This is a genomic window from Amycolatopsis sp. CA-128772 (genome assembly GCF_002904295.1).
Classification (GTDB): domain Bacteria; phylum Actinomycetota; class Actinomycetes; order Mycobacteriales; family Pseudonocardiaceae; genus Amycolatopsis.
Genome location: NZ_PPHG01000014.1, coordinates 175,671 through 202,054, shown reverse-complemented (window position 1 = coordinate 202,054; position 26,384 = coordinate 175,671). Strand labels below are relative to the sequence as shown.

Annotated in this window: 20 protein-coding genes; 15 read left to right on the top strand and 5 right to left on the bottom strand. The window is 72.4% G+C overall.

All coding sequences use genetic code 11. From position 1 onward, the window contains the following. Window positions 1–6: 6 nt before the first annotated feature. Window positions 7–1,023, top strand: a complete 1,017-nt coding sequence (locus C2L59_RS06335; RefSeq protein WP_103348562.1) for an ABC transporter permease — start codon at window positions 7–9, stop codon at window positions 1,021–1,023. A gap of 128 nt (window positions 1,024–1,151) precedes the next feature. Here C2L59_RS06335 and C2L59_RS06330 read toward each other — a convergent pair whose 3' ends face one another. Continuing rightward, window positions 1,152–2,933, bottom strand: a complete 1,782-nt coding sequence (locus tag C2L59_RS06330; RefSeq protein WP_199198931.1) for an ABC transporter ATP-binding protein — start codon at window positions 2,931–2,933, stop codon at window positions 1,152–1,154. Between the two features lie 112 nt (window positions 2,934–3,045). Between C2L59_RS06330 and mshB the strand changes: the two genes are divergently transcribed. From mshB to C2L59_RS06315, 3 genes are read left to right on the top strand one after another with little or no spacing between them, the layout of a single operon-like run. Continuing rightward, entirely contained in the window at window positions 3,046–3,888 is an 843-nt protein-coding gene (gene mshB / locus C2L59_RS06325) for an N-acetyl-1-D-myo-inositol-2-amino-2-deoxy-alpha-D-glucopyranoside deacetylase (RefSeq protein WP_103348561.1), read from the top strand. After that, complete coding sequence (locus C2L59_RS06320; protein ID WP_103348560.1) at window positions 3,885–4,277, top strand: hypothetical protein; 393 nt, start codon at window positions 3,885–3,887, stop codon at window positions 4,275–4,277. The genes mshB and C2L59_RS06320 overlap by 4 nt, the downstream gene beginning before the upstream one ends. Next, entirely contained in the window at window positions 4,270–5,046 is a 777-nt protein-coding gene (locus C2L59_RS06315) for a hypothetical protein (protein WP_103348559.1), read from the top strand. Before C2L59_RS06320 ends, C2L59_RS06315 begins: the two co-directional genes overlap by 8 nt. A gap of 47 nt (window positions 5,047–5,093) precedes the next feature. Here C2L59_RS06315 and C2L59_RS06310 read toward each other — a convergent pair whose 3' ends face one another. Next, the gene (locus C2L59_RS06310) at window positions 5,094–5,855 is read right to left on the bottom strand and encodes a site-2 protease family protein (protein WP_103348558.1); all 762 of its coding nucleotides are present in this window, start codon (window positions 5,853–5,855) and stop codon (window positions 5,094–5,096) included. A 264-nt stretch (window positions 5,856–6,119) separates the two neighbouring features. Between C2L59_RS06310 and C2L59_RS06305 the strand changes: the two genes are divergently transcribed. Both C2L59_RS06305 and C2L59_RS06300 read left to right on the top strand, forming a co-directional pair. After that, complete coding sequence (locus C2L59_RS06305) at window positions 6,120–6,407, top strand: WhiB family transcriptional regulator (RefSeq protein ID WP_161790928.1); 288 nt, start codon at window positions 6,120–6,122, stop codon at window positions 6,405–6,407. A 329-nt stretch (window positions 6,408–6,736) separates the two neighbouring features. Beyond that, the gene (locus C2L59_RS06300; RefSeq protein WP_103348557.1) at window positions 6,737–10,024 is read left to right on the top strand and encodes a glycosyltransferase family 2 protein; all 3,288 of its coding nucleotides are present in this window, start codon (window positions 6,737–6,739) and stop codon (window positions 10,022–10,024) included. Between the two features lie 175 nt (window positions 10,025–10,199). On the opposite strand, the gene C2L59_RS06295 is transcribed toward C2L59_RS06300, so the two are convergent. Then, complete coding sequence (locus tag C2L59_RS06295; RefSeq protein WP_004559274.1) at window positions 10,200–10,664, bottom strand: metallopeptidase family protein; 465 nt, start codon at window positions 10,662–10,664, stop codon at window positions 10,200–10,202. A gap of 80 nt (window positions 10,665–10,744) precedes the next feature. Here C2L59_RS06295 and C2L59_RS06290 point away from each other — a divergent pair, with 80 nt between their 5' ends. From C2L59_RS06290 to manA, 5 genes are all read left to right on the top strand, one after another. Beyond that, window positions 10,745–11,098 (top strand): DUF3499 domain-containing protein, encoded by a 354-nt coding sequence (locus C2L59_RS06290; protein ID WP_026468546.1) that lies wholly within the window; start codon window positions 10,745–10,747, stop codon window positions 11,096–11,098. 80 nt (window positions 11,099–11,178) lie between these two features. After that, a complete protein-coding gene (locus C2L59_RS06285) occupies window positions 11,179–12,534 on the top strand; it encodes a phosphomannomutase/phosphoglucomutase (RefSeq protein WP_103348556.1) in 1,356 nt (451 codons plus the stop codon). Window positions 12,535–12,623: 89 nt separating this feature from the next. Next, entirely contained in the window at window positions 12,624–12,845 is a 222-nt protein-coding gene (locus C2L59_RS06280) for a Trm112 family protein (protein WP_103348555.1), read from the top strand. After that, window positions 12,829–13,923: a hypothetical protein gene (locus C2L59_RS06275; protein ID WP_199198930.1), complete on the top strand. Its 1,095-nt coding sequence runs from the start codon at window positions 12,829–12,831 to the stop codon at window positions 13,921–13,923. Before C2L59_RS06280 ends, C2L59_RS06275 begins: the two co-directional genes overlap by 17 nt. Before the next feature lie 54 nt (window positions 13,924–13,977). Beyond that, window positions 13,978–15,207 (top strand): mannose-6-phosphate isomerase, class I, encoded by a 1,230-nt coding sequence (gene manA / locus C2L59_RS06270; protein ID WP_103348553.1) that lies wholly within the window; start codon window positions 13,978–13,980, stop codon window positions 15,205–15,207. Between the two features lie 715 nt (window positions 15,208–15,922). On the opposite strand, the gene C2L59_RS06265 is transcribed toward manA, so the two are convergent. Continuing rightward, a complete protein-coding gene (locus tag C2L59_RS06265) occupies window positions 15,923–18,856 on the bottom strand; it encodes a BTAD domain-containing putative transcriptional regulator (RefSeq protein ID WP_103348552.1) in 2,934 nt (977 codons plus the stop codon). Between the two features lie 130 nt (window positions 18,857–18,986). Here C2L59_RS06265 and C2L59_RS06260 point away from each other — a divergent pair, with 130 nt between their 5' ends. The 3 genes from C2L59_RS06260 (at window position 18,987) to C2L59_RS06250 (ending at window position 22,496) form a co-directional block, all read left to right on the top strand. After that, window positions 18,987–19,904, top strand: a complete 918-nt coding sequence (locus C2L59_RS06260; RefSeq protein WP_103348551.1) for a cation diffusion facilitator family transporter — start codon at window positions 18,987–18,989, stop codon at window positions 19,902–19,904. A gap of 97 nt (window positions 19,905–20,001) precedes the next feature. Further along, window positions 20,002–21,528, top strand: coding sequence for an amino acid permease (locus tag C2L59_RS06255; protein ID WP_103348550.1), 1,527 nt, complete (start codon window positions 20,002–20,004; stop codon window positions 21,526–21,528). A gap of 272 nt (window positions 21,529–21,800) precedes the next feature. After that, window positions 21,801–22,496, top strand: coding sequence for an LPXTG cell wall anchor domain-containing protein (locus C2L59_RS06250; RefSeq protein ID WP_103348549.1), 696 nt, complete (start codon window positions 21,801–21,803; stop codon window positions 22,494–22,496). A 51-nt stretch (window positions 22,497–22,547) separates the two neighbouring features. Here the strand turns inward: C2L59_RS06250 and C2L59_RS06245 are convergent, their stop codons facing one another. Further along, window positions 22,548–24,803: a hypothetical protein gene (locus C2L59_RS06245; RefSeq protein WP_103348548.1), complete on the bottom strand. Its 2,256-nt coding sequence runs from the start codon at window positions 24,801–24,803 to the stop codon at window positions 22,548–22,550. Window positions 24,804–24,895: 92 nt separating this feature from the next. Between C2L59_RS06245 and ahcY the strand changes: the two genes are divergently transcribed. Continuing rightward, complete coding sequence (gene ahcY, locus C2L59_RS06240) at window positions 24,896–26,368, top strand: adenosylhomocysteinase (protein ID WP_103348547.1); 1,473 nt, start codon at window positions 24,896–24,898, stop codon at window positions 26,366–26,368. The last annotated feature ends 16 nt before the right edge of the window (window positions 26,369–26,384 follow it).

Below are 26,384 nucleotides of genomic sequence, written 5' to 3'. Positions count from 1 at the left end.
TTTCGGATGAATCTCGTGCTCTACGTGTTCCGCCGGCTGGTCATCTCCATCCCGGTCCTGCTGGTCGGCACGTTCCTCTGCTTCGTCATGGTGGCCAACACCGGCGACCCGCTCGGCGAGATCCGCAGCAAACCGGGGATCAGCGCGGCGGCCATCGCCGAGACCGAGCACAAGCTCGGCCTGGACCAGAGCGTCGTCGCCCGCTACTTCAGCTGGCTCGGGCACTTCCTGACCGGTGACTGGGGCATCTCGATCGCCCAGGGCAACGCGTTCGCCCCGGTCCAGCCGAAGGTGATGGCGGCGTTCCGGGTGACGCTGGAGCTGGTGCTGACGGCCTCGGTGCTGGCCCTGTTCTTCGGCGTCCTGGTGGGTGTCCTCGCCGCGGTCCGGCAGTACTCGATCTGGGACTACCTGGCGACGACGCTGGCGTTCCTGATGTTCTCGATGCCGATCTTCTGCGTGGCGATCGTCCTCAAGGGCTACGCGATCCGCGCCAACATCTGGGTCCGCGACCTGGGCCTGTCCGACGTCCTCGGCGACCCGTGGCTGCGCACGACGAGCCCGGAGAGCCTCTCGGCCACCGGAGTCGGCGACGCCCTCGCGAAGTACGTCGGCGCGTTCCTCCTGCCGACGCTGTCGATCATGGCGATCACGTTCGCCGCGTACAGCCGCTTCCAGCGGGCGTCGATGCTGGAGGTCCTGAACGCGGACTACGTGCGCACCGCGCGCGCCAAGGGCGTGTCGAACAGCCGCGTGATCTGGCGCCACGCGTTCCGCAACGCCCTGATCCCGGTGATGACGCTGTTTTCGGTCAACTTCGGCGCCACGGTCACGGGCGCGATCATCACGGAGACGGTGTTCAACTGGCACGGCATGGGCACCCTGCTGGTGGAGGCGGTCAACAAGAACGACCCCCAGGTCCTGATGGGCTGGCTGGTGGTGATCGCGGCCAGCGTGGTGATCGCCAACCTGATCGCCGACCTCCTGTACGGCATCCTGGACCCCCGCATCCGCGTCGGCTGATGCCTGCGCGATCACGCGTGTCGACCCTCCGATCACGCGAGATGGCCGCCTGATCGCGTGTGATGACCCTTCAGACACGACGGAGGGCCCGCACCCCAGCGGAGTGCGGGCCCTTCGCCGTTCGTCCGTCAGTCGGCCACCGGGGCCAGCCGGCCGGCCTCCCAGGCCGCGCGGCGCTCGGCCTGCAGGATCGGGTCCGCGACCGGGGCCGCCGACAGCAGGCGCTTCGTGTACTCCTGCTGCGGCGAGTGCAGCACCTGGTCACGCGTGCCGACCTCGACCAGCTTGCCGTGCTGCATCACCGCGACGCGGTCGGCCAGCAGGTCGACCACCGCCAGGTCGTGGCTGATGAACAGGCAGGCGAACTGCAGCGACTGCTGCAGGTCCAGGAACAGGTCCAGCACGCGGGCCTGCACCGACACGTCCAGCGCCGAGGTCGGCTCGTCCGCGATGAGCAGGGCCGGGTCGAGCGACAGGGCCCGGGCGATCGCCACGCGCTGGCGCTGGCCGCCCGAGAGCTCGTGCGGGTAGCGGTTCATGTAGTGCCCGCCCAGCTCGACCTTGTCGAGCAGCGACCGCACCCGCGCCGACAGCGCCTTGCCGGACAGCACCTTGTGCAGCACCATCGGCTCGGAGATCGACTCGCCGATCGTCATCTTCGGGTCCAGCGTCGACGCCGGGTCCTGGAACACGATCGAGAAGAACCGGCGCAGCGGCCGGATCTCCTTCGCCGACATCGTCGTGATGTCCTTGCCCGCGATCGCGATCGTGCCTTCGGTCGCGCGCAGCAGGCCGACCGCGCAGCGGCCGACCGTCGACTTGCCGGAGCCCGACTCGCCCACCAGGCCGACGATCTCGCCCTTGGCGATGGTCAGCGAGACGTCGTCGACCGCGCGGTTCTTGTTCTGGCCGCGGCGGCCGGGGTACTCGAGCACGAGGTTCTTGATCTCCAGAGCCGGCGCGGCCTCCTCGATCACGGCCTCGAGCTCTTCGTCGGCCAGCCGGATCTCCTCGGCGATCTTGGCCGCCTCGGTGCTGTCGGTGGCGATGCCGGCGTCGTCGAGCAGACGGCGGCCCTCGGGACGCTGGCCGAGCACCGGCACCGCGGCCAGCAGCCGCCGGGTGTAGTCCTCCTTCGGCGACGCGAACAGCTCGCGCACCGGCGCCTCTTCGACGATCTCGCCCTGGTACATCACGATCACGCGGTCGGCCATGTCGGCGACGACGCCCATGTCGTGGGTGATCAGCACGATCGCCGTGTCGAGGGTGTCGCGCAGCTTGCGCAGCAGGCCCAAGATCTCCGCCTGGACCGTGACGTCCAGCGCCGTGGTCGGCTCGTCGGCGATGATCACCTTCGGGTCGCACGCGATCGCCATGGCGATGACGACGCGCTGGCGCAGGCCGCCCGAGAGCTGGTGCGGGTACTGCTTGAACCGCAGCTCGGGGTTCGGGATGCCGACCATGTCGAGCAGTTCGACCGCGCGCTTGTCCGCGGCGTCCTTGGCGATGTCGAGGTGGGACCGCAGGGCCTCGCGCAGCTGCCAGCCGACCGTGTAGACCGGGTTCAGCGCCGTCATCGGCTCCTGGAAGATCATCGCGACCTGGTTGCCGCGGATCTTCTGCATGTCCTTCTCTTTGAGGTCCGCCAGGTTGCGCTCGCCGAGGCGCAGCTCGCCGGCGATCCGGCTGGTCTTGGGCAGCAGGCCCAGCACCGACATCGACGTGACGGACTTGCCGGACCCGGACTCCCCGACCACGGCGACGATCTCGCCGGGCTGCACGTCGAACCCGATGCCCTTGACGGCGTCCACGACGCCGTCCTCGGTCTGGAACGACACGCTCAGGTCGGAGATGGACAGGACCGATCCTGACACGCCGGCGACGTCCGCCGAAGTTGCTTCAGTGCTCACCAGATGCCCTTCGTGGGGGTACAGACGGTCACGACGCGGCGGTCGCGACTCGCGCGAGGATAACCGAGGGTGTCCCCGACGAAGGTCGGAGCACGGGAATTACGCTCAACCCGTGATCTCCCCGGTATCGCGCAGGCTGCTGTTCGTCCACGCCCATCCCGACGACGAAAGCATCACCACCGGCGCCTCGATCGCACGATACGCCGCCGAAGGGGCCGAGGTGACCGTGGTGACCTGCACGCTCGGTGAGGAGGGCGAGGTGATGGCCGACCTCGGCGAGCTGGAGGGCCTGCGCGCCCACACCGCCGACCAGCTGGGCGGCTACCGCGTCCACGAGCTGATGGCCGCGTGCGCCGCGCTGGGGGTGTCACGGCATCGTTATCTGGGCGGGCTCGGCCGCTGGCGCGATTCGGGCATGGCGGGCACGCCGTCGGCGTCGCACCCGCGGGCGTTCACCGGCGGTTCCGTGGCCGAGCAGGCCGCGCAGCTGGGGGAGCTGCTCGACGAGGTCCAGCCGCAGGTCGTCGTCACCTACGACGCCTTCGGCGGCTACGGCCACCCCGACCACATCCGCGCCCACGACATCACGATGGCGGCGGCGACGCGGGCCGGGTCGGTGCAGCGCGTCTTCCACACGGTCGCGCCGCGCGGCGCGGTGCGTGCCGGGCTGGCCGCGTTGCGCGCCGACGACCCGGTGTTCGACGTGCCCGAGGACGACGACCTGCCCACGACGCCGGACGAAGAGATCACGACGGTCCTCGACGTCGCCGCGTACCTGCCCGCGAAGCTGGCGGCCCTGCGCGCCCACGCGACCCAGCTGGCCGTGGTCGACGGCGATGTCCCGTACTTCGCGCTGACCAACGAGATCGCCCAGCCGATCCTCGCGCGGGACTCCTTCGTGCTCGCCCACGGCCCGGCCGAAGGCGCGGAGCACGACCTGTTCGGCGGGCTGTGACCGTGGACGACCGGCTGACGCTCGAGCAGGGCCTGCTGCTCGCGCTGCTCGCCGTCGACACGGTGCTGCTCGCGCTGCTGGAACTGTTCTTCCTGCCGCTGCGGATCGGCGCGGCCCCGGTGCCGGTGACCGTGCTCGTGGGCGCCGTCACGACGCCGTGGCTGGTGTGGACCACCGCGAAGCTGGTGCGGCCGGGACTTTCCTGGGTACCCCTCGCGGTGTGGGTGCTCGTCGTGTTCGGGGTCGGCCTGCTGGGCCCGGGTGGGGACCTGGTGCTGATCCAGGACTGGCGGGCGTTGCTGCTGCTCGGCGCGAGTGCGCTGCCGGGCGCCATGGTGCTCGGCGGCGGGCCGGGCCGGGCGGTGGGAAGGAGACCGGGACGTGGCTGAGGCGATCTCCGACCGGCAGGTCGTGGCGGTGCTGCGGCCGTTCGTGCGGGCGTGCGGCCCGATGCTCGACGCGCTGCGCGAGTCCGACCCGTTCGGCCTGCAGGCCCGGGCGGCCGACGACCTCGCCGAGGTCGAGTCCGGGCTCAAGGCGAAGCTGATCCACGGCGTCACGTCGGTGAAGGTTCCCGGCACGGCGGCGTGGGCCCGGATGACCGGCTACGACCGGTCGAGCTGGTGGATGAACCGCGTCGGCCGCTTCACGGCGCTGCTGACGTCCATCCCGGGCCTCGGCGGCGCACTGGCCGACCGCCTCCCGGTCCAGGACACCCTGGGCGCGGCGTCGCAGGGGCTGCTGCTGTGCGCGATCGCGGGCGAGTACGGCGTCACCGACGTCGGCACGCGGGTGCGCCTCATCGCGTGGGTGCTGTTCGAGCGCGAGATCGACGCCGACCTCGCGGCGGGCCGGCACGCGGATCACGACGAGGCGGCGGAGGCGGACGAAGCCGCCCGCCTGACCGAGGAACTGACGGCGTCGGAGAAGAAGCACGGAAAGGCGACGGTCAAGGCGGCGGGCCGCACGCTCTGGCGCCTCGGCCGCGGCCTGCTGGGCATCACGGGCGAGCTGGAGAAGCGCCCCCGCGGCAACCTGTTCCACCGCGCGCTCGGCATGCTCCCGGTCGTCGGCGCGGCGGGCGACTACCTGGGGGAGCGCTCGGGCCTGCGGGTGGTCTGGAAGCGCGCGCACGTCTGGCTGACCGAGCGCCGCTGACCGCGGGCACCGCGCTGATCATTCCCGCGCGGTGCCCGGTTCAAACCTCAGTACTTCCAGAACTGGAAGAGGAAGAACCCGCTCTCGGCGCCGGAATAGCCGCCCAGCGCGTCGAAGATCCAGCCGGCGCCGTCCCACAGCGCGGCGTTCGCCGGCGGGAACAGCCAGAGGATCGCGAACAGGATCATCGGCGCCCACGGGCGAACCTGCGCGCCGAACGCGCGCGCCTGCGGCGGCAGGTACGGCTCGATCGCGCCCCAGCCGTCGAGGCCCGGGATCGGCAGGATGTTCAGGAGGAACGTCACGACCTGCAGCAACGCGAGGAACGACATCGCGATCACCAGGCCGGGCGCCATCGGGATCAGCGCGACCACCAGGCACAGCGCCGCGCCGACGGCCAGGTTGCTGAGCGGGCCGGCCAGCGACACCCACGACGACGTCCCCCGCGAGCGCAGCGCACCCCGGTTGATCCAGACCGCGCCACCCGGCAGCGGGATGCCGCCGATGAACAGGAAGATCAGCGGGAGCACGATCGACAGGACGGGATCGGTGTACCGCCGGACGTCGAGGTTCAGGTAACCCTTGTGGGCGACGCTGTAGTCGCCTCCGCGGTAGGCGACCATCGCGTGCCCGAACTCGTGCAGCGTCAGCGACGCCACCCAGCCGGCGGCGACGAAGATCACCACACCGGCCACGGCCAGCGTGTCGTGATCTCGGACGAAGTACGGGTCGACGTAGCCGAACGCGGCCATCACACCGCCGGCGACGGTGAGCGCGAGGATGCCGAGGAAGACCGGGCTGGGGCGCACTGCTGACTTCTGCACGTGCTCCAGTCTTCCGTATGCCCGGTGTGAAGTTACCGGCGTGTCCCCTTGCGCGATCGGGCCGGAACGTCCCCCGAACTCGCTACTCCGCTTGACCTGACCGCACTACACGGGTGTAATCACAGTGATGTCATTCGCCGCCGAGAGGGGACGGCGAGTGTCGTTTCACCACCGCCAGCCTGGGGAGTGCTAGGGAGCGAGGAGGCGGACGTGCGGTTGGAAGCCGATGGGAAGGAATGGGGGCACGTCATGAGTTGGGGCGAGATCCCGGAGCAGGCTCTGGGAGATCTCACCGAGCTCATCGATGCCACCGAAGAAGAGCAGGATTGGCAGGAACGCGCCCTGTGCGCGCAGACGGACCCGGAGGCGTTCTTCCCCGAGAAGGGCGGCTCCACCAGGGAAGCCAAGCGGATCTGCCTGGGCTGCGAGGTCAAGGACGAGTGCCTTGAGTACGCACTGGCCCACGACGAACGCTTCGGCATCTGGGGCGGTCTGTCCGAGCGGGAGCGCCGCAAGCTGAAGAAACGAGCCGTCTGAAGCGGTTCGAGGGGCGAGGTGTGTTCGCGGAAAGCGCGAACCACGCTCGCGCTTCAGGTGTCTTCTGGGGGTGCAACCCCCAGACCCCGCCCGGGGGCACGCCCCCGGACCCCCCGCCGGGTCGGGCCTGCGTGGAAGGCTCGGGTCTGCGTGGATGCTCGGCTGGGCGTGGATGGGTCGGGATCGGGTCTTGGTCGCTGTGAAAATCGTCGGTGATGCTTGCGTCACCGGCGATTTCTCTTTTGGCGGGACGGCGTGGGTTCACCATCGGGTGACGGACCGGGGCCGTAGGGTGGCCGGACCGACTGCCGCCTGATCTGGAGCGTTCGTTGCCCCGCACCGCCGCGCCGCCCGTCCCGCGCACCGCCCCCGTTCTGGCCATTGTGGTCTGTCACAACGGTGAAACCTGGCTGCCGCTGGCCCTTTCCTCGTTGCGCCGCAGCACGGTACGGCCCCGGTACGTGCTCGCCGTCGACACCGGCTCCACCGACGCGACCCCGCGGCTGCTCGCCGACGCCGTCGCCGACCCGGGCCCGGATTCTTCTCCCGTGCTCTCCGGCGTCATCACGCTGCCGGGTGACACCGGCTTCGCCGCCGCGGTCGCCGCGGCCGTCGAGCACGCCACCGAACGCTGGGGCGACGACCCGGGATCGTGGCTGTGGCTCCTGCACGACGACTGCGCACCCGAGCGCGACTGCCTCGAACAGCTGCTGGACGTCGCCACGAAGACGCCGTCGGCGACCGTGCTCGGCCCGCTCGGCATCGACTGGACCGACCCCCGGCTGATCGTCGAAGCGGGCCTGTCCACCGACGCCTCCGGGCACCGCCAGCAGATCGCCGCGACCGGCGAGGACCCGGTGGAGGTGCTCGCCGTGCCCAGCGCGGGCTCGCTCGTGCGCCGCGACGCCTGGGACACCCTCGGCGGCTTCGATCCCGGATTCCCGTTGCTGCGAGAGGATCTCGATTTCGGCTGGCGCGCGAACGCGGCCGGCGGCATGGTCCTGTCCGTCCCGGTCGCCCGCGTCCGGCACGCCCGTGCGCTCACCACCGGCCGGCGGCCGGCGGACGCCCTCCCCGGCCCGCTGCCCGCCGCGAACCGCGCCCACGGGCTGCGCGTGTTCCTGGTGAACTGCTCGCCGTTTTCCTTCTGGCTCGGCATGATCCGGCTCCCGCTCCTTTCGGTGCTGCGCGCGCTCGCCTTCGTGCTGCTGCGCCGCACCGGCGAAGCGCGGGCCGAGTTCGCCGCGGCCGGGTACCTCCTCAGTGGACGCGGCGGATTGCGCGCCGCACGCGACCGACGACGGCGGAATCCGCGGCCTGGCACGGTTCGCGGCCTTTTCACCGGCCGCGGGACGCGGCTGCGCAACGCCGTCCGCGCCGGCGTCGTCGGCCTGGTGCGCCGCGGCGTCGAGAACGAAGTCGCGCTCGGCCGGGTGCCCGAGACCGTCGAAACCGAGTCGGCGTGGGTGACGCCGGAGGCGCTCGACGCGCGCGAGAACCGCCCCGTCGGCCCCGACGCGTTGCCGGCGGGCGCGCTGCGCGGGCTCAGCGCCCGCGGGTCCGGGCTGCGCAAGCCGGGCACGCTCGTCGCCGTAGCGCTGCCGGAAACCCCGGCGCCGGTGGCCGAAGACACCCCCGAAGCCCCGGAGCCGGAACCGGAGCTCGTCTTCGTCGAGGTGAACCGCCGCCGGGTGCTCGCGGCCACGGTCTTCGCACCGCCGGTCGTGCTGCTCGTCGTGCTGACGGCGCTCGGCCTGGTCGTCAACCGGGCCCGGCTCGGCCTCGACCTCTTCGGCGGCAAGCTGCTGCCCGTCGCCGGCCTGGGCGAGCTGTGGTCGTCGTACCTGGTGCCGTGGCACGCGATCGCGGGCGGCACCGGCGCACCGGCGGCGGCGTCCCTACCAGTGATAGGGACGCTCGGCGCGGTGTTCGCTCCGCTCGGCGGTCCGCCCGCACTGGTGGCGATCCTGCTCATCGGCGACATCCCTCTATCAGCGATAGGGGCATACGTCGCGACTCGGCGGCTGCGCGTGCGCCGCTGGGTGCGTGCCGTCGTCGCGGCGACGTACGCGGTGCTGCCGGCCGCGACCGCCGGAGTGGCGCAGGGCCGGCTCGACGTCGTCGTCGTGCACCTGGTGCTGCCGCTGGTGGCCGCGGGCATCGCGGGGCTGCTCGTGCACGCGGACACGCGCTGGCTGCACGTGTCCGCTCTATCAGCGATAGGGATGGCGTTGCTCGGCGCGTTCTCGCCGCTCGCGCACGCACTCGCGCTCGCCGGGCTGCTGGTCGGGTTCGTCGTGCTGCCCGCCCCGACCGGCCTGGCGCGCCGGATCGCGTCGGTCGGCATCGTGGTGCTGCTGCCGCTGGCGCTGCTGCTGCCGTGGCCGACGGTGCTGCTCCGGCACCCGGAACTGCTCGTGCAGGGGCTCGGCGGCGCGGCCGCGGCGGTTTCCGGCACCGATCTCGCCGGGCTCGACCCGGGCGGGCCGGGCGCGTGGCCCATCGGTGTCGCAGTGATCGCCGCGGCGCTGGTGGCCGTGGTGGTCCGGCCGACGAAGCTTGCCGCCGGCGGCCTCGCGCTCGCGGCGCTGGGCGGCGGCGGCCTGGTGCTGGTCCGGCTGGTCACCGCGGTCCCGATGCAGGGCGGCGCCCCGGCGCACGGCTACGCGGGTGTGCCGTTGCTGATCGTCGGCGCCGGGCTGCTATGGGTGGTGCTCGGGTCGTGGCAGCGCGGCGGGTCGGCCGGCGTCCCGGCGACCTGGCTACCGCAGGTTTTCGCGGTCGCCGGCGTGGCGGTGTTCCTGGCCCTGGCGGCCGGCGCGGTGCTGGTCGGCTCTCAGGGGCCGCTCCGGGCGGGCGAGCGCCCGTCGCTCGCCCCGGAGGTCGCGGCCGAGCTGGCGGTGTCCGGCCGTTCGGTGCTCGACGTGGCCCCGGACGCAACCCGCCAGATCGGCGGCCGCCTCCCGCACTACGGCGACGACGAGCTGGCCCCCACCCCGGGAACACCGGCCCGCCTGGCGGCGTGGCGCCACGACCTCGGCCAAGGCGACGCGGCGGCGGTCCAGCGCGTGCTGGCCGCCGCCGCGGCCGCGGGCGTGGAGTACGTGGTGCTCCCGCCCGGCGTGGACCCGCAGGCGTACCTGCCGCTGGCCAAGGACCTCCTCTCGGTGGCGGCGCCGACATCGGACGGCCGCGCGGTGCTCCGCCTCCTCCCGCCGGCGGGCCAGGTGATCCTGATCTCCCCGGAACAGGCGAAGGCGGCGGTCACGGGCGGCGGCGCACCGGGCAACGCTCCGGGCGTGGCGCCGGTCCGGGCGGACCTCCCGGACGTGCGGGTCCGGGTATCCGACGGCCCCACCGGGCGGTTGCTGGTATTGGCGGCGGAGCAGGAGGCGGGCTGGAAGGCGGCGGTGGCCGGCAAACCGGTACCGATCGTGCCGGCGTGGGGCCACCAGGTGGCGGTGTCGGTGCCGCCGGCGTCGTCGGAGGTGACGGTGGAGTACCCGGGAACGGAACGAAATCTGCTGCTGCTGGCCCAGCTGGCGGCGGTCCTGTTCACGCTGTTGACGGCCGTTCCGCCTCGGCGGCGGCCGGAAACTGTCGGTGGTGGGCGGTAGCGTAAGAACCGGGGGTCCCCACTACGCGCGCGGGGGTTGTGGGTCGACTGAACTGCGGCTGGGATGAGGGCCGGGGGAGGTCTGGTGACGTCTCTGGTCGTCTTCCGTTGCCGGCCGGCGGTTCTGCAGCGGGCCCCGTAAAGCCCGTAGAGCCGCAACGGCCGTCGAGTGGGCGCTACTCGCCTTCGATGACGTCCGGCTCCACGCCCAAGTACCCCGCCACCTGCTCCACCAGCACGTCGTGCACCAGCTCCGCCAGTTCTGACGGGTCCTTCGCCCGCGCCTCCAGTGGCCGCCGGTACAGCACGATTCGCGCCCGTGTCGGCAGTCCCGTCCGGTCCACCCCGGCCGGGACCAGCCGCGACAACGGCACCGCGCCGTCGTGTAGCACGCCGTCCGCTGGGGAGTGGCCGTTCTCGCGGACCTCCGGTACGTCGTCGACCGCCACGTCGAGCTTGGTCAGCTCGTGGCGCCAGCGGGCTTCGATCGGCTCCAGGGCGTCCAGCACCAGGGCGTCGAAGCGTTCCGCGCGGCTCGCGGCGGCGGGCAGGGTCGCCGGATACAGCGTCCCGCGCAGGCCCCGGCCGTGCCGGTCCCGTCGCGAGCGCCGCCGCTGTCGGTAGTCACGAGCCGTCGCCACCACCGAAGTCTATGCGGTCGGCGTGTCCCAGTGCGTGTCGCTCCTCGGGAGCTTGCGGCGACGCGCTATCGTTTCGATTCGTGCGGAGCGTACGGAAGTGTTCGCGTACTGGCTGTCTCGAGCCAGCTGTGGCCACGCTGACGTATGCGTACAGCGACTCCACCGCCGTCGTCGGCCCGCTGGCCACCGCCTCCGAGCCCCACTCGTACGACCTCTGCGAAGCCCACGCGCTGCGGCTGACCGTCCCCAAGGGGTGGGAAGTCGTCCGGCACGAAGGGGCCTTCGCCGCGCCGGACCCGTCGGCCGACGAACTGACCGCGCTGGCCGAGGCCGTGCGCGAGGCCGGCCGCCCCGGCAAACCGGCCCCCGCGCCCGAGCCGGAGGGCCCGTCCGGGCGCCGCGGCCACCTGCGGGTCCTGCCCGGTCGCGCCTGAACGCGTAACCCACTCACCTCGCCGGTAGGCTTTCCGCGCGGCGCAGCGGGCGCCGGGACGACTATTCGCGGGGAGACGGCGTGCCAGACCTTTCGGGCATCGTGAAGGCCTACGACATTCGCGGCGTGGTCGGCGAGCAGCTCGACGCGGACCTCGTCCGCGACTTCGGCGCCGCGTTCGCCCTGCTCATCAAGCCAGAAGCGCCCTCGGTGGTGATCGGCCACGACATGCGCGACTCCTCACCGGCGCTGGCGGCGGCGTTCGCCGAGGGCGTCACCTCGCAGGGGCTCGACGTGGTCAGCATCGGGCTGGCCAGCACCGACCAGCTGTACTTCGCTTCGGGCTCGCTCAACATGCCGGGCGCGATGTTCACCGCCAGCCACAACCCGGCCAAGTACAACGGCATCAAGATGTGCCGCGCCGGCGCGTCGCCGGTCGGCCAGGACACCGGCCTCGCCGAGATCCGCGACACCGTCGAGCAGGGCGTGCCCGGCTTCGAGGGCCAGCGCGGCACGATCACCGAGCGGGACGTCCTCGCCGACTACGCCGCCTACCTGCGCAACCTCGTCGACCTGTCCGGCAACCGGCCGCTGAAGATCGTGGTCGACGCCGGCAACGGCATGGGCGGGCACACCGTCCCGACCGTCTTCGACGGCTTGCCGATCGACGTCGTGCCGATGTACTTCGAGCTCGACGGCACCTTCCCGAACCACGAGGCCAACCCGCTGGACCCGGCGAACATCGTCGACCTGCAGGCGAAGGTGCGCGAGGTCGGCGCCGACGCCGGGGTCGCCTTCGACGGCGACGCCGACCGCTGCTTCATCGTCGACGAGCGCGGCGAACCCGTTTCGCCGAGCGCGATCACCGCGCTGGTCGCCGTCCGCGAGCTGGCGAAGGACCCGGGCGGCACGATCATCCACAACCTGATCACGTCCAAGGGCGTGCCGGAGATCGTCGCCGAACACGGCGGCAAGCCGGTCCGCACCCGCGTCGGGCACTCGTTCATCAAGGCCGAGATGGCCCGCACCGGCGCCATCTTCGGCGGCGAGCACTCCGCGCACTACTACTTCCGCGACTTCTGGCGCGCCGACACCGGCATGCTGGCGGCGCTGCACGTCCTCGCCGCCCTCGGCGAGCAGAACGGCCCGCTGTCCGAGCTGACCAGCGCGTACTCGCGCTACGCGGCGTCCGGTGAGATCAACTCCACGGTCGACGACCAGGTCGCGAAGATGATGGCCGTCAAGGACATCTTCGGCACCCGCTCCGGCGTCGAGCTCGACGAGCTGGACGGCCTCACCGTGCAGCTGCCGGGTGGCGCCTGGTTCAACCTGCGCCCGTCGAACACCGAGCCGCTGCTCCGGCTGAACGTCGAAGCGGCGAACGCCGAAGCCGTGCAGGCGCTGGTGGAAGACGTGCTCGCGATCATCCGCAACTGACCCCGTCCACGATGAAGGGCGGGCCGCCGGGCCGAACTGTGTCCTGAAGGTGCCCTTCATCACACCTCCCAGCGTGGTATGGAGGAACCATGGCCATCACGCTCGACGCCCAGCTCCTCGAGATCTTGGCGTGCCCGTCGCCCGATCACGCCCCGCTCCGGCCGGGCACCCCGGACGACCCCGAGGCCGACGCGCTGACGTGCACCCAGTGCGGTCGCGTGTACCCGGTCCGTGACGGCATCCCGGTGCTGCTCCTGGACGAGGCGACCCTGCCCGGGAACGGCGGAAATCCCGATGCCGACAGTGCTTGACGACTCGCTGCTCGACGATCCCGCGCGGCTGGCCGAGGCCGACAGCGCGGGGTTGCTCCGTGCCGCCGCGATGGCCGGCGCCCAGGTGCGGGCGACCGCCGAGCTGGCCGCGGAGCTGGAGCTGTCCGAACGGCTCGACATGGGCCGCCCGCGCGCCGTCGTGCTGATCGACCGGCCGGGGGTCAGCCGCACGCTCACGCGGCTGCTGGCCGCCCTGCTGGCGCCGTCGTGCCCGGTGCCGGTGGTCGTCGCCGAGGTGGTGCCGAGCTGGATCGGTGCGCTCGACGTCGTCTTCGCGCACACCGACGACCCGGGTGACCGGGAACTCGCCGCGTCGCTGGAGCGCGCGGCCCGTTATGGCGCTTCGGTGGTGCTCTCGGCGCCGTCGGAAGGCCCGGTGGCGGCCGCCGTGGCCGGCAAGGGCATCCTGCTGGCGCCGCGCATCCCGGTGCCGCCGGAGCTGGCGTTCCCGCGCGGCCTGGCCGCCGGGCTGCTCACCGCGAACGCGCTGGGCCTGCTTATTTCCGACGTCCAAGCGCTGGCCGACCAGCTGGACCTGGAAGCCGAGAAGGACTACCTGGCCCGGGAGTCGTTCGCGAACCCGGCCAAGGCGCTGGCGCTGCGCGTCGCCGATCGCGTGCCGTTGCTGTGGGGGCTGGACCCGGTCGCGGTCGCCGTCGGCGAACACGCTGCGCACGCGTTTGCGGCCCACGCGGCTACCGTGTGCGACGTCGAGGACTATCGTCAGGCGCTGGCGCGTCCCGCATTGCGGCGCGCGGCGCAATCAGGCGGCGGAGAGCGTGACATCTTCGCCGATCCGGACGATCCCTCTGGTGACATCCCCACCCGGGTGCTGCTGCTCTCGGTGCGCACCGGTCCGGCCACGGACGCGGCGCGCTTCCAGGCCGAGGATCTGCTGCCGGGTGCGGACGTCATCGCGCCGGCCGAGGAGATCGAGGCCGACGAAATCGTGCGGGCCGCGGTGCTGGCACTGCGGTTCGAACTGGCGGCGGTCTACCTCGGGCTGGCCGCGGGCAGCATCGGCGGCGCGGGCCGCTTCGCACCCGCGACGGCGTGAGACCCGCCGAGCACCGGCCCCGGCCGGTGCCGAAGGAGTGGAGTTGAGGTGACAGTGGAGCTGCTGCGCAACGCGGTGCGGCCCTACGCCTGGGGATCGCGGACGGCGATCCCCGAGCTGCTGGGCCGTCCGGTACCCGCGCCGCACCCCGAGGCCGAGCTGTGGATGGGCGCCCACCCGGGCGACCCGTCGCACGTCATCGGCCCCGACGGGACCGAGCGGAGCCTGCTCGAGCTGGTGGAGGCCGACCCGGTGACCCAGCTCGGCGAGCGGTGCGCGAAGCGCTGGGGCGGGCGGCTCCCGTTCCTGCTGAAGATCCTCGCGGCGGAGGAGCCACTGTCGATGCAGGCGCACCCGTCGGCGGCGCAGGCCGCGGAGGGCCACGCCCGCGAGGAGCGGCTGGGCATCCCGCGGGACGCGTCGAACCGCAACTACCCGGACCCGACGGCGAAGCCGGAGCTGGTGTGCGCGCTGACGGAGTTCCACGCGCTGGCGGGGTTCCGCACCCCGGACCGGACGGTGAAGCTCCTGAAGGCCATCGAGACGCCGGGACTGGCGAAGTACACGGGGCTGCTGGAGGCCCAGCCGGACCCGTCCGGGCTGCGCGCGCTGTTCACGACGTGGATCACGCTGCCGCAGCCGTCGCTGGACGCTCTGTTGCCGGAGGTGCTGGACGCGTGCGTCCGGCACGTCCAGGAGCACGGCGAGTTCGCGGTGGAGTGCCGGACGATCCTGGAGCTCGGTGAGGCGCACCCGCGCGACGCGGGTGTGCTGGCGGCGCTGTTGCTGAACAGGTTGACGTTGCGCGCGGGCGAGGCGATCTACCTGCCGGCGGGCAACCTGCACCTGTATCTCCACGGGACGGCCGTGGAGATCCTGGCGAACTCGGACAACATCCTGCGGTGCGGCCTGACGCCGAAGCACGTGGACGTCCCGGAGCTGCTGCGGGTGGTGGACTTCGCGTGCGGCGAGATGCCGGTCCAGTGCGGCGATTCCGGCGGGCGCGTGGCGGTGTACCACACGGACGCCCCGGAGTTCGAGCTGTCGCGCGTGGAGTGGCCGGAGGGCCAGGACGACGAGATTTCGGTCGACAGCGTGGGCCCGCAGATCCTGCTGTGCACGGCGGGCGACCTGCTGGTGACGGCGGACGACGGCGAGAAGGTCGAGCTGCGGAGGGGCCAGTCGGTGTGGCTGCCGGCGGCGGACCCCCCGGTGAAGATCCGCCCGGTGGGCGGATCCCGAGCCCAGCTCTTCCGCGCGACGGCCGGCACCTGCGAGGACTGACCCGCCCGGTTTCGGCCGCCGTACCCGGAGGGGCGGCTCGCGTATCTGGAGGGTCGGTTGTCGTGCCTGGGGGGTCGGTTCGTAAGCCGACCGTGCAGGTACGCGAGCCGACCTTTTGAGTACGCGAGCCGACCGCCTGGGTACGCGAGCCGACCGTCTGGGTGCGCGGGCCGGGCCGGGTTTCTGTGTGCGTTCCGTGTGGCGGCATCCGCCACGATCGACACCAACGGGGGACCCTGGTGCGCTGGTGCGCGCGGCCAGTCCGCTGGGGGTGGCGCCGGTCGGATTTTCGCCCGGCGCCCGTGGGCTTGAGGTGGTGCCGCGAGGGGGCGGCACCACCTCCGTGGCCGCCAGCCGGACGAGGGGGCGGACGCGAGGCGGGTGGTGCGGTGAGGGGCGCACCACCCCGCCTCGCCAGGGGTACCGGCCGGACCGCTTCGGGAGGGGCGGTATCCCGTTTTGCCAAGGCTTCGGTGGGCCGGTCCGAGAGGGGGCACCCCCCGCTTCGCGGGGTCCGTGGGCCGAGTGCGGGGAGGGCCCGACCCTGGTTTCCAGGGCTTCGGTGGGCCGGTGCGCGCAGGCAGCACCCCTCTTCGCGGCCTCCCGTGGGGCCAGTGCGGGCAAGGACGGCAGGCGGGCCGGTGCGCGCATGCGGCATCACCCGCCAGCGTTCCGGTGGACCGGCGCGGGCAGCGCCAGCCGATCCCCGGTGCCGTCAGGTCGGCTCGGTCAGGGCCAGCAATGCCCGGCGAAGGGCCGCCGCGCTGGCGTCGCGGGGGTCGAGCAACTCTGCCGCCTGCTCCGCTGCCTCCTCCGCCCGCTCCGCCTCACCCACCGCCACATACGCGCGGTGCAGCACCAGGAGCGTCAGCCCCGCCGCGGGGCGGCCGCCCATCTCGCGGAACTCGTCCAGGCACGCGCGCAGCACCGGGATGGCCTGGGCCGCGCGGCCTTCGCCGATCCAGCCTGCCGCCAGTGCCCTCGTGCACGACAGCTCCCGTGGCCGCTCGTCCAGCTCCCGGGCCAGTGAACGCGCCTCCTCGAACGCCGCCGTCGCCTCCTCCCGGGAGCCCGTTGCCGCCGCGATTGCGCCCAACGTGCGCAACGACTTCGCCAGTGCCGAGCGCGCCTTCGTGCCGCGCAGCAACGTCACCGACTCCGTGATCGCCGCCGCTGCTCCCCGGTCGTCGCCCGTCAGCAGGGATGACCACGCGAATCCGTGCAGGGCCTCGCCGATCACGCGGGCGTCGCCGGCCGCGCGGGCCGCCGCCAGTGCTGTCCGGTCGACTTCGCGGGCGTCCGCGATGCGGCCGAGCCGCAGCAGGGCCGCCGACTCCGCGGCCCATACCCAGCCGAGCTCGGCCGGCGAACCGTCGGCGGTGAACAGTTCGCGGGCGTGGGCCGCCGTCTCGAGGGCCTCCTCCGCGCGGCCGAGGCCGATCAGGCAGTGAGCCAGGTTCGCCGAGACCCACGCGTGCGTGCGGCGGTCGCCGTGGGCCTCGAGTTCCTTGGCGCACGCCCGGTAGCGGACCGCGGCCTCCTCGTACTCGCCACGCGCGTGCCGCAACAACGTCAGCGTGGCCTCGGCGACCGTGGCCAGCGGGGGATCCGCGTCCGTGACCGTCTCGTACGCCGCGCGCATGTCGGCGTACTGCCCGTGCAGGTACAGGTACACGCCGAACCGGTCGAGCAGCAGCAGCGCGTCCCGCGCGCCCAGCGTGCCGATCAGCAGCACGAGGTTCGCGCGCTCGGCGGCGAACCAGTCGTCCGGACGCGCGAGCAGCCGCTCCACCAGCTCGGCCGGCAACGGCTGCGGCGGCGGCTCGTGGGCCGGCGACGGCATCGGCACCGTGCGCGGCAGCCGGGCCGCCGCCGCGTCGGCGAGGGCGAGCGTCGCCGCCAGCACCGTCCGGACGCCCTCGGCGGACGACGGCTCGGCCAGCTCCGCGGCGTACAGCCGGACGAGGTCGTGCATCCGGTAACGACCTTCGCCGGTCGGATCCGGTCCGCGGGCCTCCAGCAGGCTCGCCTCGACGAGCTCCTCGACCGCCTCGTCCGCGTCCGGGTCGTCCACCAGGGTCGTCACCGCCCACGCCGGCAGGTCGGCGAGCCGGCAGCGGCCGAGCAGCCGGAACGCGCGCCGCGCGGGCGGCCGCAGGCCCTCGTAGCTCAACGCGATGCTGCTGCGGACGGCCAGGTCGCTGACCGTCAGCTCGTCGAGCCGGCGGACCTCGTCCTCCAGCCGGTCGGCCAGCTCGCCGAGCCGCAGGTGCGGGCGGATGGCCAGCCGGCTGCCCGCGATCCGCAGCGCCAGCGGCAGCCGCGCGCACGCCGTGATGATCCGCTCGGCGTCGGCGCGCTCCCGGGCCACCCGCGCGCCGGCCAGCCGGTCCAGCAGCTCGGCGGCGTCGGTGCCGGACAGCGGCCCGAGGGCCAGCCGGTGCGCGCCCGCGAGCCCGCTCAGCCGGCGGCGGCTCGTCACCAGCACCGCGCAGCCCGGCGTGCCCGGCAGCAGCGTGCGGACGTGTCCGGGGTCGACGGCGTCGTCGAGCACCACCAGCACCCGCCGGTCGGAAAGCCGGCCGCGGAACACCGCCGCGCGCGCCCGGACGTCGTCCGGCACGGCCGGCCCGGGAACGCCCAGCGCGCGCAGCAGGTCGGCCAGCACCTCCCCGATGTCACGGCCCGCCAGCGGCACGTACAGCTGGCCGTCGGGGAACTGACGGCGCAGCCGGTGCGCGGCGCGCACGGCGAGGGTGCTCTTGCCCGCACCGGGCTCGCCGCTGAGCACCGCGACCGGGACGCCGCCGCCGGCGCCGAGCACGCGGGTCAGCTCCGCCAGTTCGGTGTCGCGGCCGGTGAAGTCGCCGATGTCCGGCGGGAGCTGGCACACCGGCCATACCGCGGGCGGCAGCCGCGGCACCGGGTCCTCGCCGCGCAGGACGGCCGCGTGCACCCGGCGGGCCTCCGCGCCCGGTTCGACGCCGAGCTCCTCGATCAGCGTGGCCCGCAGCCGCCGGTAGACCTCCAGCGCGCTGCCCTGCTGCCCGGCCCGGTGCAGGGCGGTCATCAGCTGCGCGGCCGGCCGTTCGCGCAGCGGGTGCTCGGTGATCACGGCCTGCAGCTCGCCGGTCAGCTCCCCGTGCCGCCCCGCGGTGAGCTCCGCGTCGACGCAGTCCTCGAACACGGCGAGCCGCTCGGACTCCAGCCGGGCGACGTCGGCGTCGAGCCGCGGTACGTGCAGCCCGGCCAGCACCGGCCCCCGCCACAGCCCGAGCGCGCGCCGGTAGTGCCCCGCGGCGGCGACCGGATCCGCCGCCTGCCGCCCCGCGGCCACGGCGGCGCGGAAGCCGAGCAGGTCGAGCTCCGCCGGCTCGACCACCAGCCGGTAGCCGAGCGGCCCGTGCTCGACGCGGAGGCCGTCGATCCGCTCGCGCAGCCGCGAAAGGTAGGTGTGCAGGTTGGAGGTGGCCGACTTCGGCGGCCCGTCCGGCCACAGCGCCTCGACCAGCACGTCGGCCGGGACGGCGCGGCCGGCGTTGAGCAGCAGGACGGCCAGCAGCGTGCGCTGCCGTTCGCCGCGCAACGCGACCCAGTGCCCGGGCGGCCCTTCGACGGCGAGCGGCCCGAGCACGCCGAAGTGAGCCATGGCCACCCTCCCGTGCCGGAACGGCCACCGTAGCGAAGGGGTCCGACAAAACCGGCCGGTGCGGCGGGAACCGGGGTGGGTCCTCTAGGCTCCAAACCGGCAATTCGGGAACGTCGGCAGGGGAGCGCTCGTGTCAGCTGGAGGCGGAACCAAGGCGATCATCGCGGCACTGGGGGCGAACGCGGGGATCGCGGCGGCGAAGTTCGCCGGCTTCCTCGTCACCGGGTCGTCGTCGATGCTGGCCGAGTCCGTGCACTCGCTCGCCGACACGACCAACCAGGGCCTGCTGCTGCTCGGCCAGAAGACGTCGAAGCGGGCGGCGGACAAAGAGCACCCGTTCGGCTACGGCCGCGACCGGTACTTCTACTCCTTCATCGTCGCGCTGATGCTGTTCACGCTCGGCTCCGCGTTCGCGATCTACGAGGGCATCCACAAGATCGGCCACCCGGAGCCGCTCGAGTCGCCGATCGTCGCCGTGATCATCCTCCTGGTCGCGGTCGGCCTGGAGGGCTACAGCTTCTACACCGCCGTCGGCGAGTCGAAGAAGATCAAGGGCGACGCGACCTGGTGGGGGTTCATCCGCCAGGCGAAGGAACCCGAGCTGCCCGTGGTCCTGCTCGAGGACGCCGGCGCGCTGCTCGGCCTGGTCTTCGCGCTGCTCGGCGTCGGGCTGTCGGTCGTCACGGACGACCCGGTCTGGGACGGCGTCGGCACCCTCGCGATCGGTGCGCTGCTCGGCGTCATCGCGATCATCCTCATCATCGAGATGAAGAGCCTGCTCATCGGCGAAGGCGCCACCGAGGGCGTGCTCGCGACCATCGTCGACGAGCTCGCCGCGGGCAATGTCGAGCGGGTCATCCACATCCGCACCCAGTACCTGGGCCCGGACGAGCTGCTCGTCGCGGCGAAGCTGGCCATGGTGCCGGGGCTCGACACCGCCGGGCTGGCCACGGCCATCGACGACGCCGAAGCGCGCGTCCGCGCCAAGGTGCCGGTCGCGAAGCTGATCTACCTCGAGCCGGACCTGGACCGCAGCCTCACCCGGTAGCCAAGATCCACTTCGCCGTCTTCGGCAAGCCGTCACGGACCTGACCCGATAGGGTGACCTACCGCGATACATGCAGGCCAGCCGCAGGAGGTCAACCGTGCCCGGAACGGGATTGTGGCGCACCAAATCGATCGAACAGTCCATTGCGGACACCGACGAGCCGGACACCAAGCTCCGGCGGAACCTGAGCGCGTGGGACCTCACGGTCTTCGGCGTCGCCGTCGTCATCGGTGCCGGCATCTTCACGCTGACCGCCCGTACGGCGGGTGACTACGCCGGCCCGTCGGTTTCGCTGGCCTTCGTCTTCGCGGCGATCGCCTGCGCGCTGGCGGCGCTGTGCTACGCGGAGTTCGCCTCGACCGTGCCGGTCGCGGGCAGCGCGTACACGTTCTCCTACGCCACTTTCGGCGAGTTCATGGCGTGGATCATCGGCTGGGACCTGATCCTCGAGCTCGCGGTCGGCGCGGCCGCGGTGTCCAAGGGCTGGTCGGTGTACCTCGAGACGGTGCTCGGCTACCTGTTCGGCAAGGGCACGAAGACGACGTTCGACCTCGGGAGCGTGACGGTCGACTGGGGCGCGCTGCTCGTCGTGGCGGTCCTGACGCTCCTGCTGGTCGTCGGCACCAAACTGTCGTCGCGGGTGTCGATGGTGATCACCGGCATCAAGGTCGCCGTGGTGCTGTTCGTGATCATCCTCGGCCTCTTCTACATCAAGGGCGCCAACTACACGCCGTACATCCCGCCGGGCGAGACCGGCGGGGCCGGCCAGACCGGGGTCGACCAGTCGCTGTTCTCCCTGGTCGCGGGCGGTGCGAGCAGCTCGTTCGGCGTCTTCGGCCTGCTGGCCGGCGCCTCGCTGGTGTTCTTCGCGTTCATCGGCTTCGACATCGTCGCGACCACCGCGGAGGAGACGAAGAACCCGCAGAAGGCCGTCCCGCGCGGGATCATGGGGTCGCTGGCCATCGTGACCGTGCTGTACGTCGCCGTCTCGCTCGTGGTCGTCGGCATGACCTCGTACAAGGACCTCGCGACCAAGGCGGGCGACGGCAGCCACAAGACCCTCGCCACGGCGTTCTCCGCGAACGGCGTCGACTGGGCGGCCAACATCATCTCCTTCGGCGCGCTGGCCGGCCTGACCACCGTCGTCATGGTGCTGATGCTGGGCCAGGTCCGGATCATCTTCGCGATGTCGCGCGACGGCCTGATGCCGCGCGGGCTGGCGAAGACGGGTGAGCACGGCACGCCGAAGCGCGCGACGCTCATCGTCGGCGGCCTGGTCGCGGTCGCGGCCGGTTTCTTCCCGGCGGACAAGCTCGAGGAAATGGTCAACGTCGGCACGCTGTTCGCGTTCGTGCTCGTTTCGGCCGGGGTGCTGGTGCTGCGGCGGACGCGGCCGGAGCTGCCCCGCGCGTTCAAGGTGCCGCTGGTGCCGCTGGTCCCGATCCTGGCCATCCTCGCCTGCCTGTGGCTGATGCTGAACCTGACCGTGCTGACCTGGCTGCGGTTCCTCGCCTGGATGGTGCTCGGCGTGGTGTTCTACTTCGCCTACAGCCGGCGGCATTCGCTGGTCGGCAAGCGGCAGGCCGGCGGCCTCGACGAGCCCGTGAACGCGCCTCGCACCTGACTTGCGGCGGAAAAGCCCCGCCGGCCTGGATTCCCAGGTCGGCGGGGTTTTTTTGTGTTCGGGTAGCAAACGCGAGGTTACGGCTCGATCAAGACGATCTTGCGGTTTGTGCGTAACGGGGGACCCCGCGTGAGCGCCGGGGTGACGTGCGATACCTTTCGAGCCTCGTGTGCCACTGACGGGTGAATTACAGCCGCGTGATTACCACGTGCGGTGGCGCAACGATCCCCCGAATTTGCCGTTCTTCCCCCGTTCGGTACAGGAGACACTCAATGCGCAGACGTACCTTCCGCGGCGCCGTTGCGGTCATGGCGCTCACCACCGCAGCCCTCGTCGGCACCGCCGGCTCCGCGCTGGCCTGCTGGAGCCCCGACGACCGGTCGAACCCGATCCCGGACCGCAGCCACTCGAAGTGCGCGGAAGGCCAGGACAAGCTCACGCAGGACGACGTCGACATCGACAAGGCGACCGGCGTTGGCCAGAAGACTCTGACCATCACGAAGGTCCACGACGGCGTCACGGTGAACCGCATCGTCGTCATCGGTGGCGACGACGGCTTCAACGAGTACATCCCGGGCAAGAAGGGCCTGTCGAAGGACGCGCCCTGGAAGAACCTCAAGCCGACGCTGACCAGCCACCGCCAGGAAACCACGATCGACAAGTGGTTCCTGTGCGGCAAGAAGGTCACCAAGCCGACCGAGACCGTCACGGCGCCGCCGACCAAGCCGTCGAAGCCGACCGAGACCACGAAGCCGAGCGCCCCGGCGACCTCGGAGACCTCCGTCTCGCCGGCCAGCACCACCACCGCTCCGGCCGCCGTCCCGGCGGGCAACGAGTCGGGCACCGGTGGCGGCCTGGCCAACACCGGTTTCGACAACAGCTGGCTGATCTGGGTGGCCGGCCTGCTGCTGGTCGCCGGTGGCGGCCTGCTGGCGCTGCTGAAGTTCCGCCGCAAGGCTTCCGAGTGAAGCTGAGCTAGTCCACGGTCGAAGGCCCCTCGCTCCGCGCGCGAGGGGCCTTCACCGTTTTGGGGGAATGTCGCCGAACAGCGAGCCCTGCTCGCCCCAGGACGGCTTGCCGAGGCCGGCGGCCATCGCGACGGCGTGGTCCCACTCGGCGTCCACCACGTAGTCCTGGTGCTTGAGCACCCCCGGCGCCCACCGGTGCCGCCCGGTCGGGCCGCGCAGCGGGTCCGGCAGCCAGTGGTCGCCGCCGAGGATCAGGACCCCGTTGCCGTCCGCCGTCGCCGACACCGGGCCGCAGCCGCCCTCGGCGAGGAACCCGACGCCGTGCAGCCGCCGGCCGGCGACCGAGTGCCGCCAGGTCGTCACGCCGCCGCCGAAGATGTCGGTCCCGCGGCACAGGGCCCGCCACCGGCCGTCGAGGTCGGCGAAGAGCCGCTCCAGCGCCTCCTGCGGCAGCAACGCCGGGAACGCGCGCTGGTAGCCCCACTGCAGCGGGGAACCGGCCGTCAGCACGCCGACGCGTTCCAGGTCGGCCGCCGGCAGCTCGGCGGCGAGGCGGGCGGCGGCCATGAGCGTGAGCAGGCTGCCGAGGTTGTAGCCGGACAGCACCACCCGCGTCCCGGGTTCGGCGAGGTGCTCGCGCGCCCGCGCGGCCAGTTCGGGAACGACCTTGAGCGCGTAGCACGGCGGCACCGTCGGGTGCGCCGCCCGCGGCCAGAAGCACACGAGGTCGGCCAGCGCGCCGAGGTGGCGGCTGCGCTGCGGGGTGCGCGCGGCCGTGTAGACCACCCGCAGCAGGCCGGCGGCCAGCGCGCCGAGCGCGAACACGCCGATCGCCGACAGCGGGCCGAACCAGCCCGGGACCAGCCCGAACCCGAACCGCAGCACGAGCAGGGCCGCGCCGCCCGCGGACATCGCCGACGCCACCGCCAGTGCCAGGTGGTGCAGGTGCCGCCGTTCCCACGCCGAGCGCGCCCACGCCGCCGCGGCCTGGGCTTCCTGACGGTGGTCGTGCTCCATCAGCTCGACGATCTCCGGGACGCCGCGCCGCAGCCGGCGCAGCGGGACTGCGACCGCGAAGCCCAGCACGCCGAGCACCGCGGCCAGCGCCAGCCCCGCCCCCCACAGGACCGTGACCAGCAGGTACGTGGTCGGCACCTGCAGGTGTTCCGCGCCGGACAGGCGCCGGAGGGCTTCGGCGAGGCCGGCGCCGAAGCCGCCGCCGAGCAGGCCGGCCAGCGCGAGCGCCGGCGCGGCCGCCCAGCCGCCCATCCACGGCCGCAGCCGCTGCGGCTTCTGCTGCCAGCCGGGCCGGGCCAGCAGCGCGGCCGGGGCGAGGAACAGCGCGAACAGCACCGTGACGGCGACCAGGGCGGCGCCGAGGCCTTCGACGACGCCGTTCGTGCCCGGCAGCGGGGCCGCGCCCGGCCGCAACCGCACCGCGGCGACGACCACGAGCAGGGTCGCGAAGGCGAGCACGCCGGGGCGGGCGAACCGCCCGGTGTCGACGCCGATCGCGGCGGCGACGACGGTGGCGAACACCACGGCCAGCGTGACGATCCAGGCCATCAGGTCCACGGTGTCGCCCGGCACCCGGAACGGGCCGCCGAGCAGCAGCAACGCGACCGACGCCAGCGCCGCGACGGTGTGCAGGCAGCGCAGGGCCGGGGTTTCCGGGTCGGCTCGCATCCGCAGCGGCCCGCCGGTGAGGTCGCCGTCGGCGTGCACCGCCCAGGTCGCGCTGGAAATCCGGTGCAGGACGAAGATCACGGCGAGCAGCGGCAGCACGCCGACGGCGATCCTGGCGGGCACCGTGCGGACCACGTCGGGGACCGCGGGCAGGCAGCCCGAGGCGGGCGCGAGGCACTGCGTGGCGAACAGGTCGAGCGCGATCGCCGCGAGCTGGCCCATCAGCAGCATCGTCAGCAGCAGGGCACCGACGCGCAGCAGGCCGCGGCACACGACGCCGAGGACACGCGCGAGCCGGCGGTCCGGGACCGGTGGCAGCATCCAGAAGGCGACGTTGGCCAGCGAGAACGGGAACAGCAGTGCCCAGGTGGCCTTCGTGGCGCCACCGGAGGTCATGCCGTGCCACAGGTAGCCTTCGAGGGTCCGCGGGATCGACCGGCCCAGTGCCGGCAGCACCGGCCCGGGTGCGGGACGGCGCAGCCGGTCCGCCGGGCGGACCACCCGGCCCAGGCCGTCGCCGGCGACGTCGACGGTCGAGACGGCGTCGAGCAGGGTCTCGCCGCTGGTGCCCACGAGACCGGCGACGCGGATTTCCACGACGCGGGTGTCGGGGCCGGGCATGGGCACGGTAAGGGCCTCCTAACACTTCTAGGGACAGTCGAGCGGACAACGGTAGTGTTCGTGTGTCATCGAGTCTTGGAGGAATCGCCACTATGACCCCCGAAAGCGTTGCCAAGCGGCACGAGACCCGCAACGGCATCGAGTTCGCCGTCGCCGACCTCGATGCCGCCGAATTCGGCCGCAAGGAGATCCGCCTCGCCGAGCACGAGATGCCCGGACTGATGGCGCTGCGCCGCGAATACGCGGAGGTCTACCCGCTGCGCGGGGCGCGCGTCTCCGGCTCGCTGCACATGACGGTGCAGACCGCGGTGCTGATCGAGACGCTGGTGGCGCTGGGCGCGGAGGTGCGCTGGGCTTCGTGCAACATCTTCTCGACGCAGGACCACGCGGCCGCCGCGGTCGTCGTCGGCCCGCACGGCACGACCCAGGAGCCCAAGGGCGTCCCGGTCTTCGCGTGGAAGGGCGAGTCGCTCGAGGAGTACTGGTGGTGCACCGAGCGGATGCTCACCTGGGACGGCGAGGGCCCGAACATGATCCTCGACGACGGCGGTGACGCCACGATGCTGGTGCACAAGGGCACCGAGTTCGAGAAGTCGGGCGTCGTGCCGACCCCGGACGAGAACACCTCGGACGAGTTCCGCGTGTTCCTCGAGCTGCTGCGCACGTCGGTCGCGGCCGACACCGGCAAGTGGACGAAGATCGGCGAGGGCATCCGCGGCGTCACCGAGGAGACGACGACCGGCGTCCTGCGCCTCTACCAGCTGGCGGCGGCGGGCGAGCTGCTGTTCCCGGCGATCAACGTCAACGACGCGGTGACGAAGTCGAAGTTCGACAACCGCTACGGCATCCGCCACTCCCTGATCGACGGCATCAACCGCGGCACCGACGTCCTGATCGGCGGCAAGGTCGCGGTGGTCTGCGGCTACGGCGACGTCGGCAAGGGCGCGGCGGAGTCCCTGCGCGGCCAGGGCGCGCGCGTGATCGTGACGGAGATCGACCCGATCTGCGCCCTGCAGGCGGCGATGGACGGCTACCAGGTCCGCACGCTGGAGAACGCGCTGCCCGAGGCCGACATCGTCATCACGACGACGGGCAACAAGGACGTCGTGCTGGTCGAGCACATGGCGAAGATGAAGCACCAGGCGATCCTGGGCAACATCGGCCACTTCGACAACGAGCTCGACATGGCGGGCCTCGCCCGCTACCCGGGCATCCGCCGCATCACCATCAAGCCGCAGGTCGACGAGTGGGTGTTCCCGAACGGCAACACGATCATCGTGCTGTCGGAGGGCCGCCTGCTGAACCTGGGCAACGCGACCGGGCACCCGTCGTTCGTGATGTCGAACAGCTTCTCGAACCAGGTGATCGCCCAGGTCGAGCTGTTCACCAAGCACGAGGAGTACGACAACGAGGTGTTCCGCCTGCCGAAGAAGCTGGACGAAAAGGTGGCGAAGATTCACCTGGACGCGCTCGGCGGTGAGCTGACGAAGCTGACCAAGGCCCAGGCGGAGTACATCGACGTGGACGTCGAGGGCCCGTTCAAGCCGGAGCACTACCGGTACTGAGGTTTCCGCAGTTCAG

Excerpts from the sequence above, each read along its gene's own strand:
- C2L59_RS06335 (WP_103348562.1), top strand. The coding sequence starts at position 7 with ATGAATCTCGTGCTCTACGTGTTCCGCCGGCTGGTCATCTCCATCCCG.
- C2L59_RS06305 (WP_161790928.1), top strand. The coding sequence starts at position 6,120 with ATGAGTTGGGGCGAGATCCCGGAGCAGGCTCTGGGAGATCTCACCGAG.
- C2L59_RS06280 (WP_103348555.1), top strand. The coding sequence starts at position 12,624 with ATGGCCATCACGCTCGACGCCCAGCTCCTCGAGATCTTGGCGTGCCCG.
- C2L59_RS06275 (WP_199198930.1), top strand. The coding sequence starts at position 12,829 with ATGCCGACAGTGCTTGACGACTCGCTGCTCGACGATCCCGCGCGGCTG.
- C2L59_RS06265 (WP_103348552.1), bottom strand. The coding sequence starts at position 18,856 with ATGGCTCACTTCGGCGTGCTCGGGCCGCTCGCCGTCGAAGGGCCGCCC.
- C2L59_RS06250 (WP_103348549.1), top strand. The coding sequence starts at position 21,801 with ATGCGCAGACGTACCTTCCGCGGCGCCGTTGCGGTCATGGCGCTCACC.
- C2L59_RS06245 (WP_103348548.1), bottom strand. The coding sequence starts at position 24,803 with ATGCCCGGCCCCGACACCCGCGTCGTGGAAATCCGCGTCGCCGGTCTC.
- ahcY (WP_103348547.1), top strand. The coding sequence starts at position 24,896 with ATGACCCCCGAAAGCGTTGCCAAGCGGCACGAGACCCGCAACGGCATC.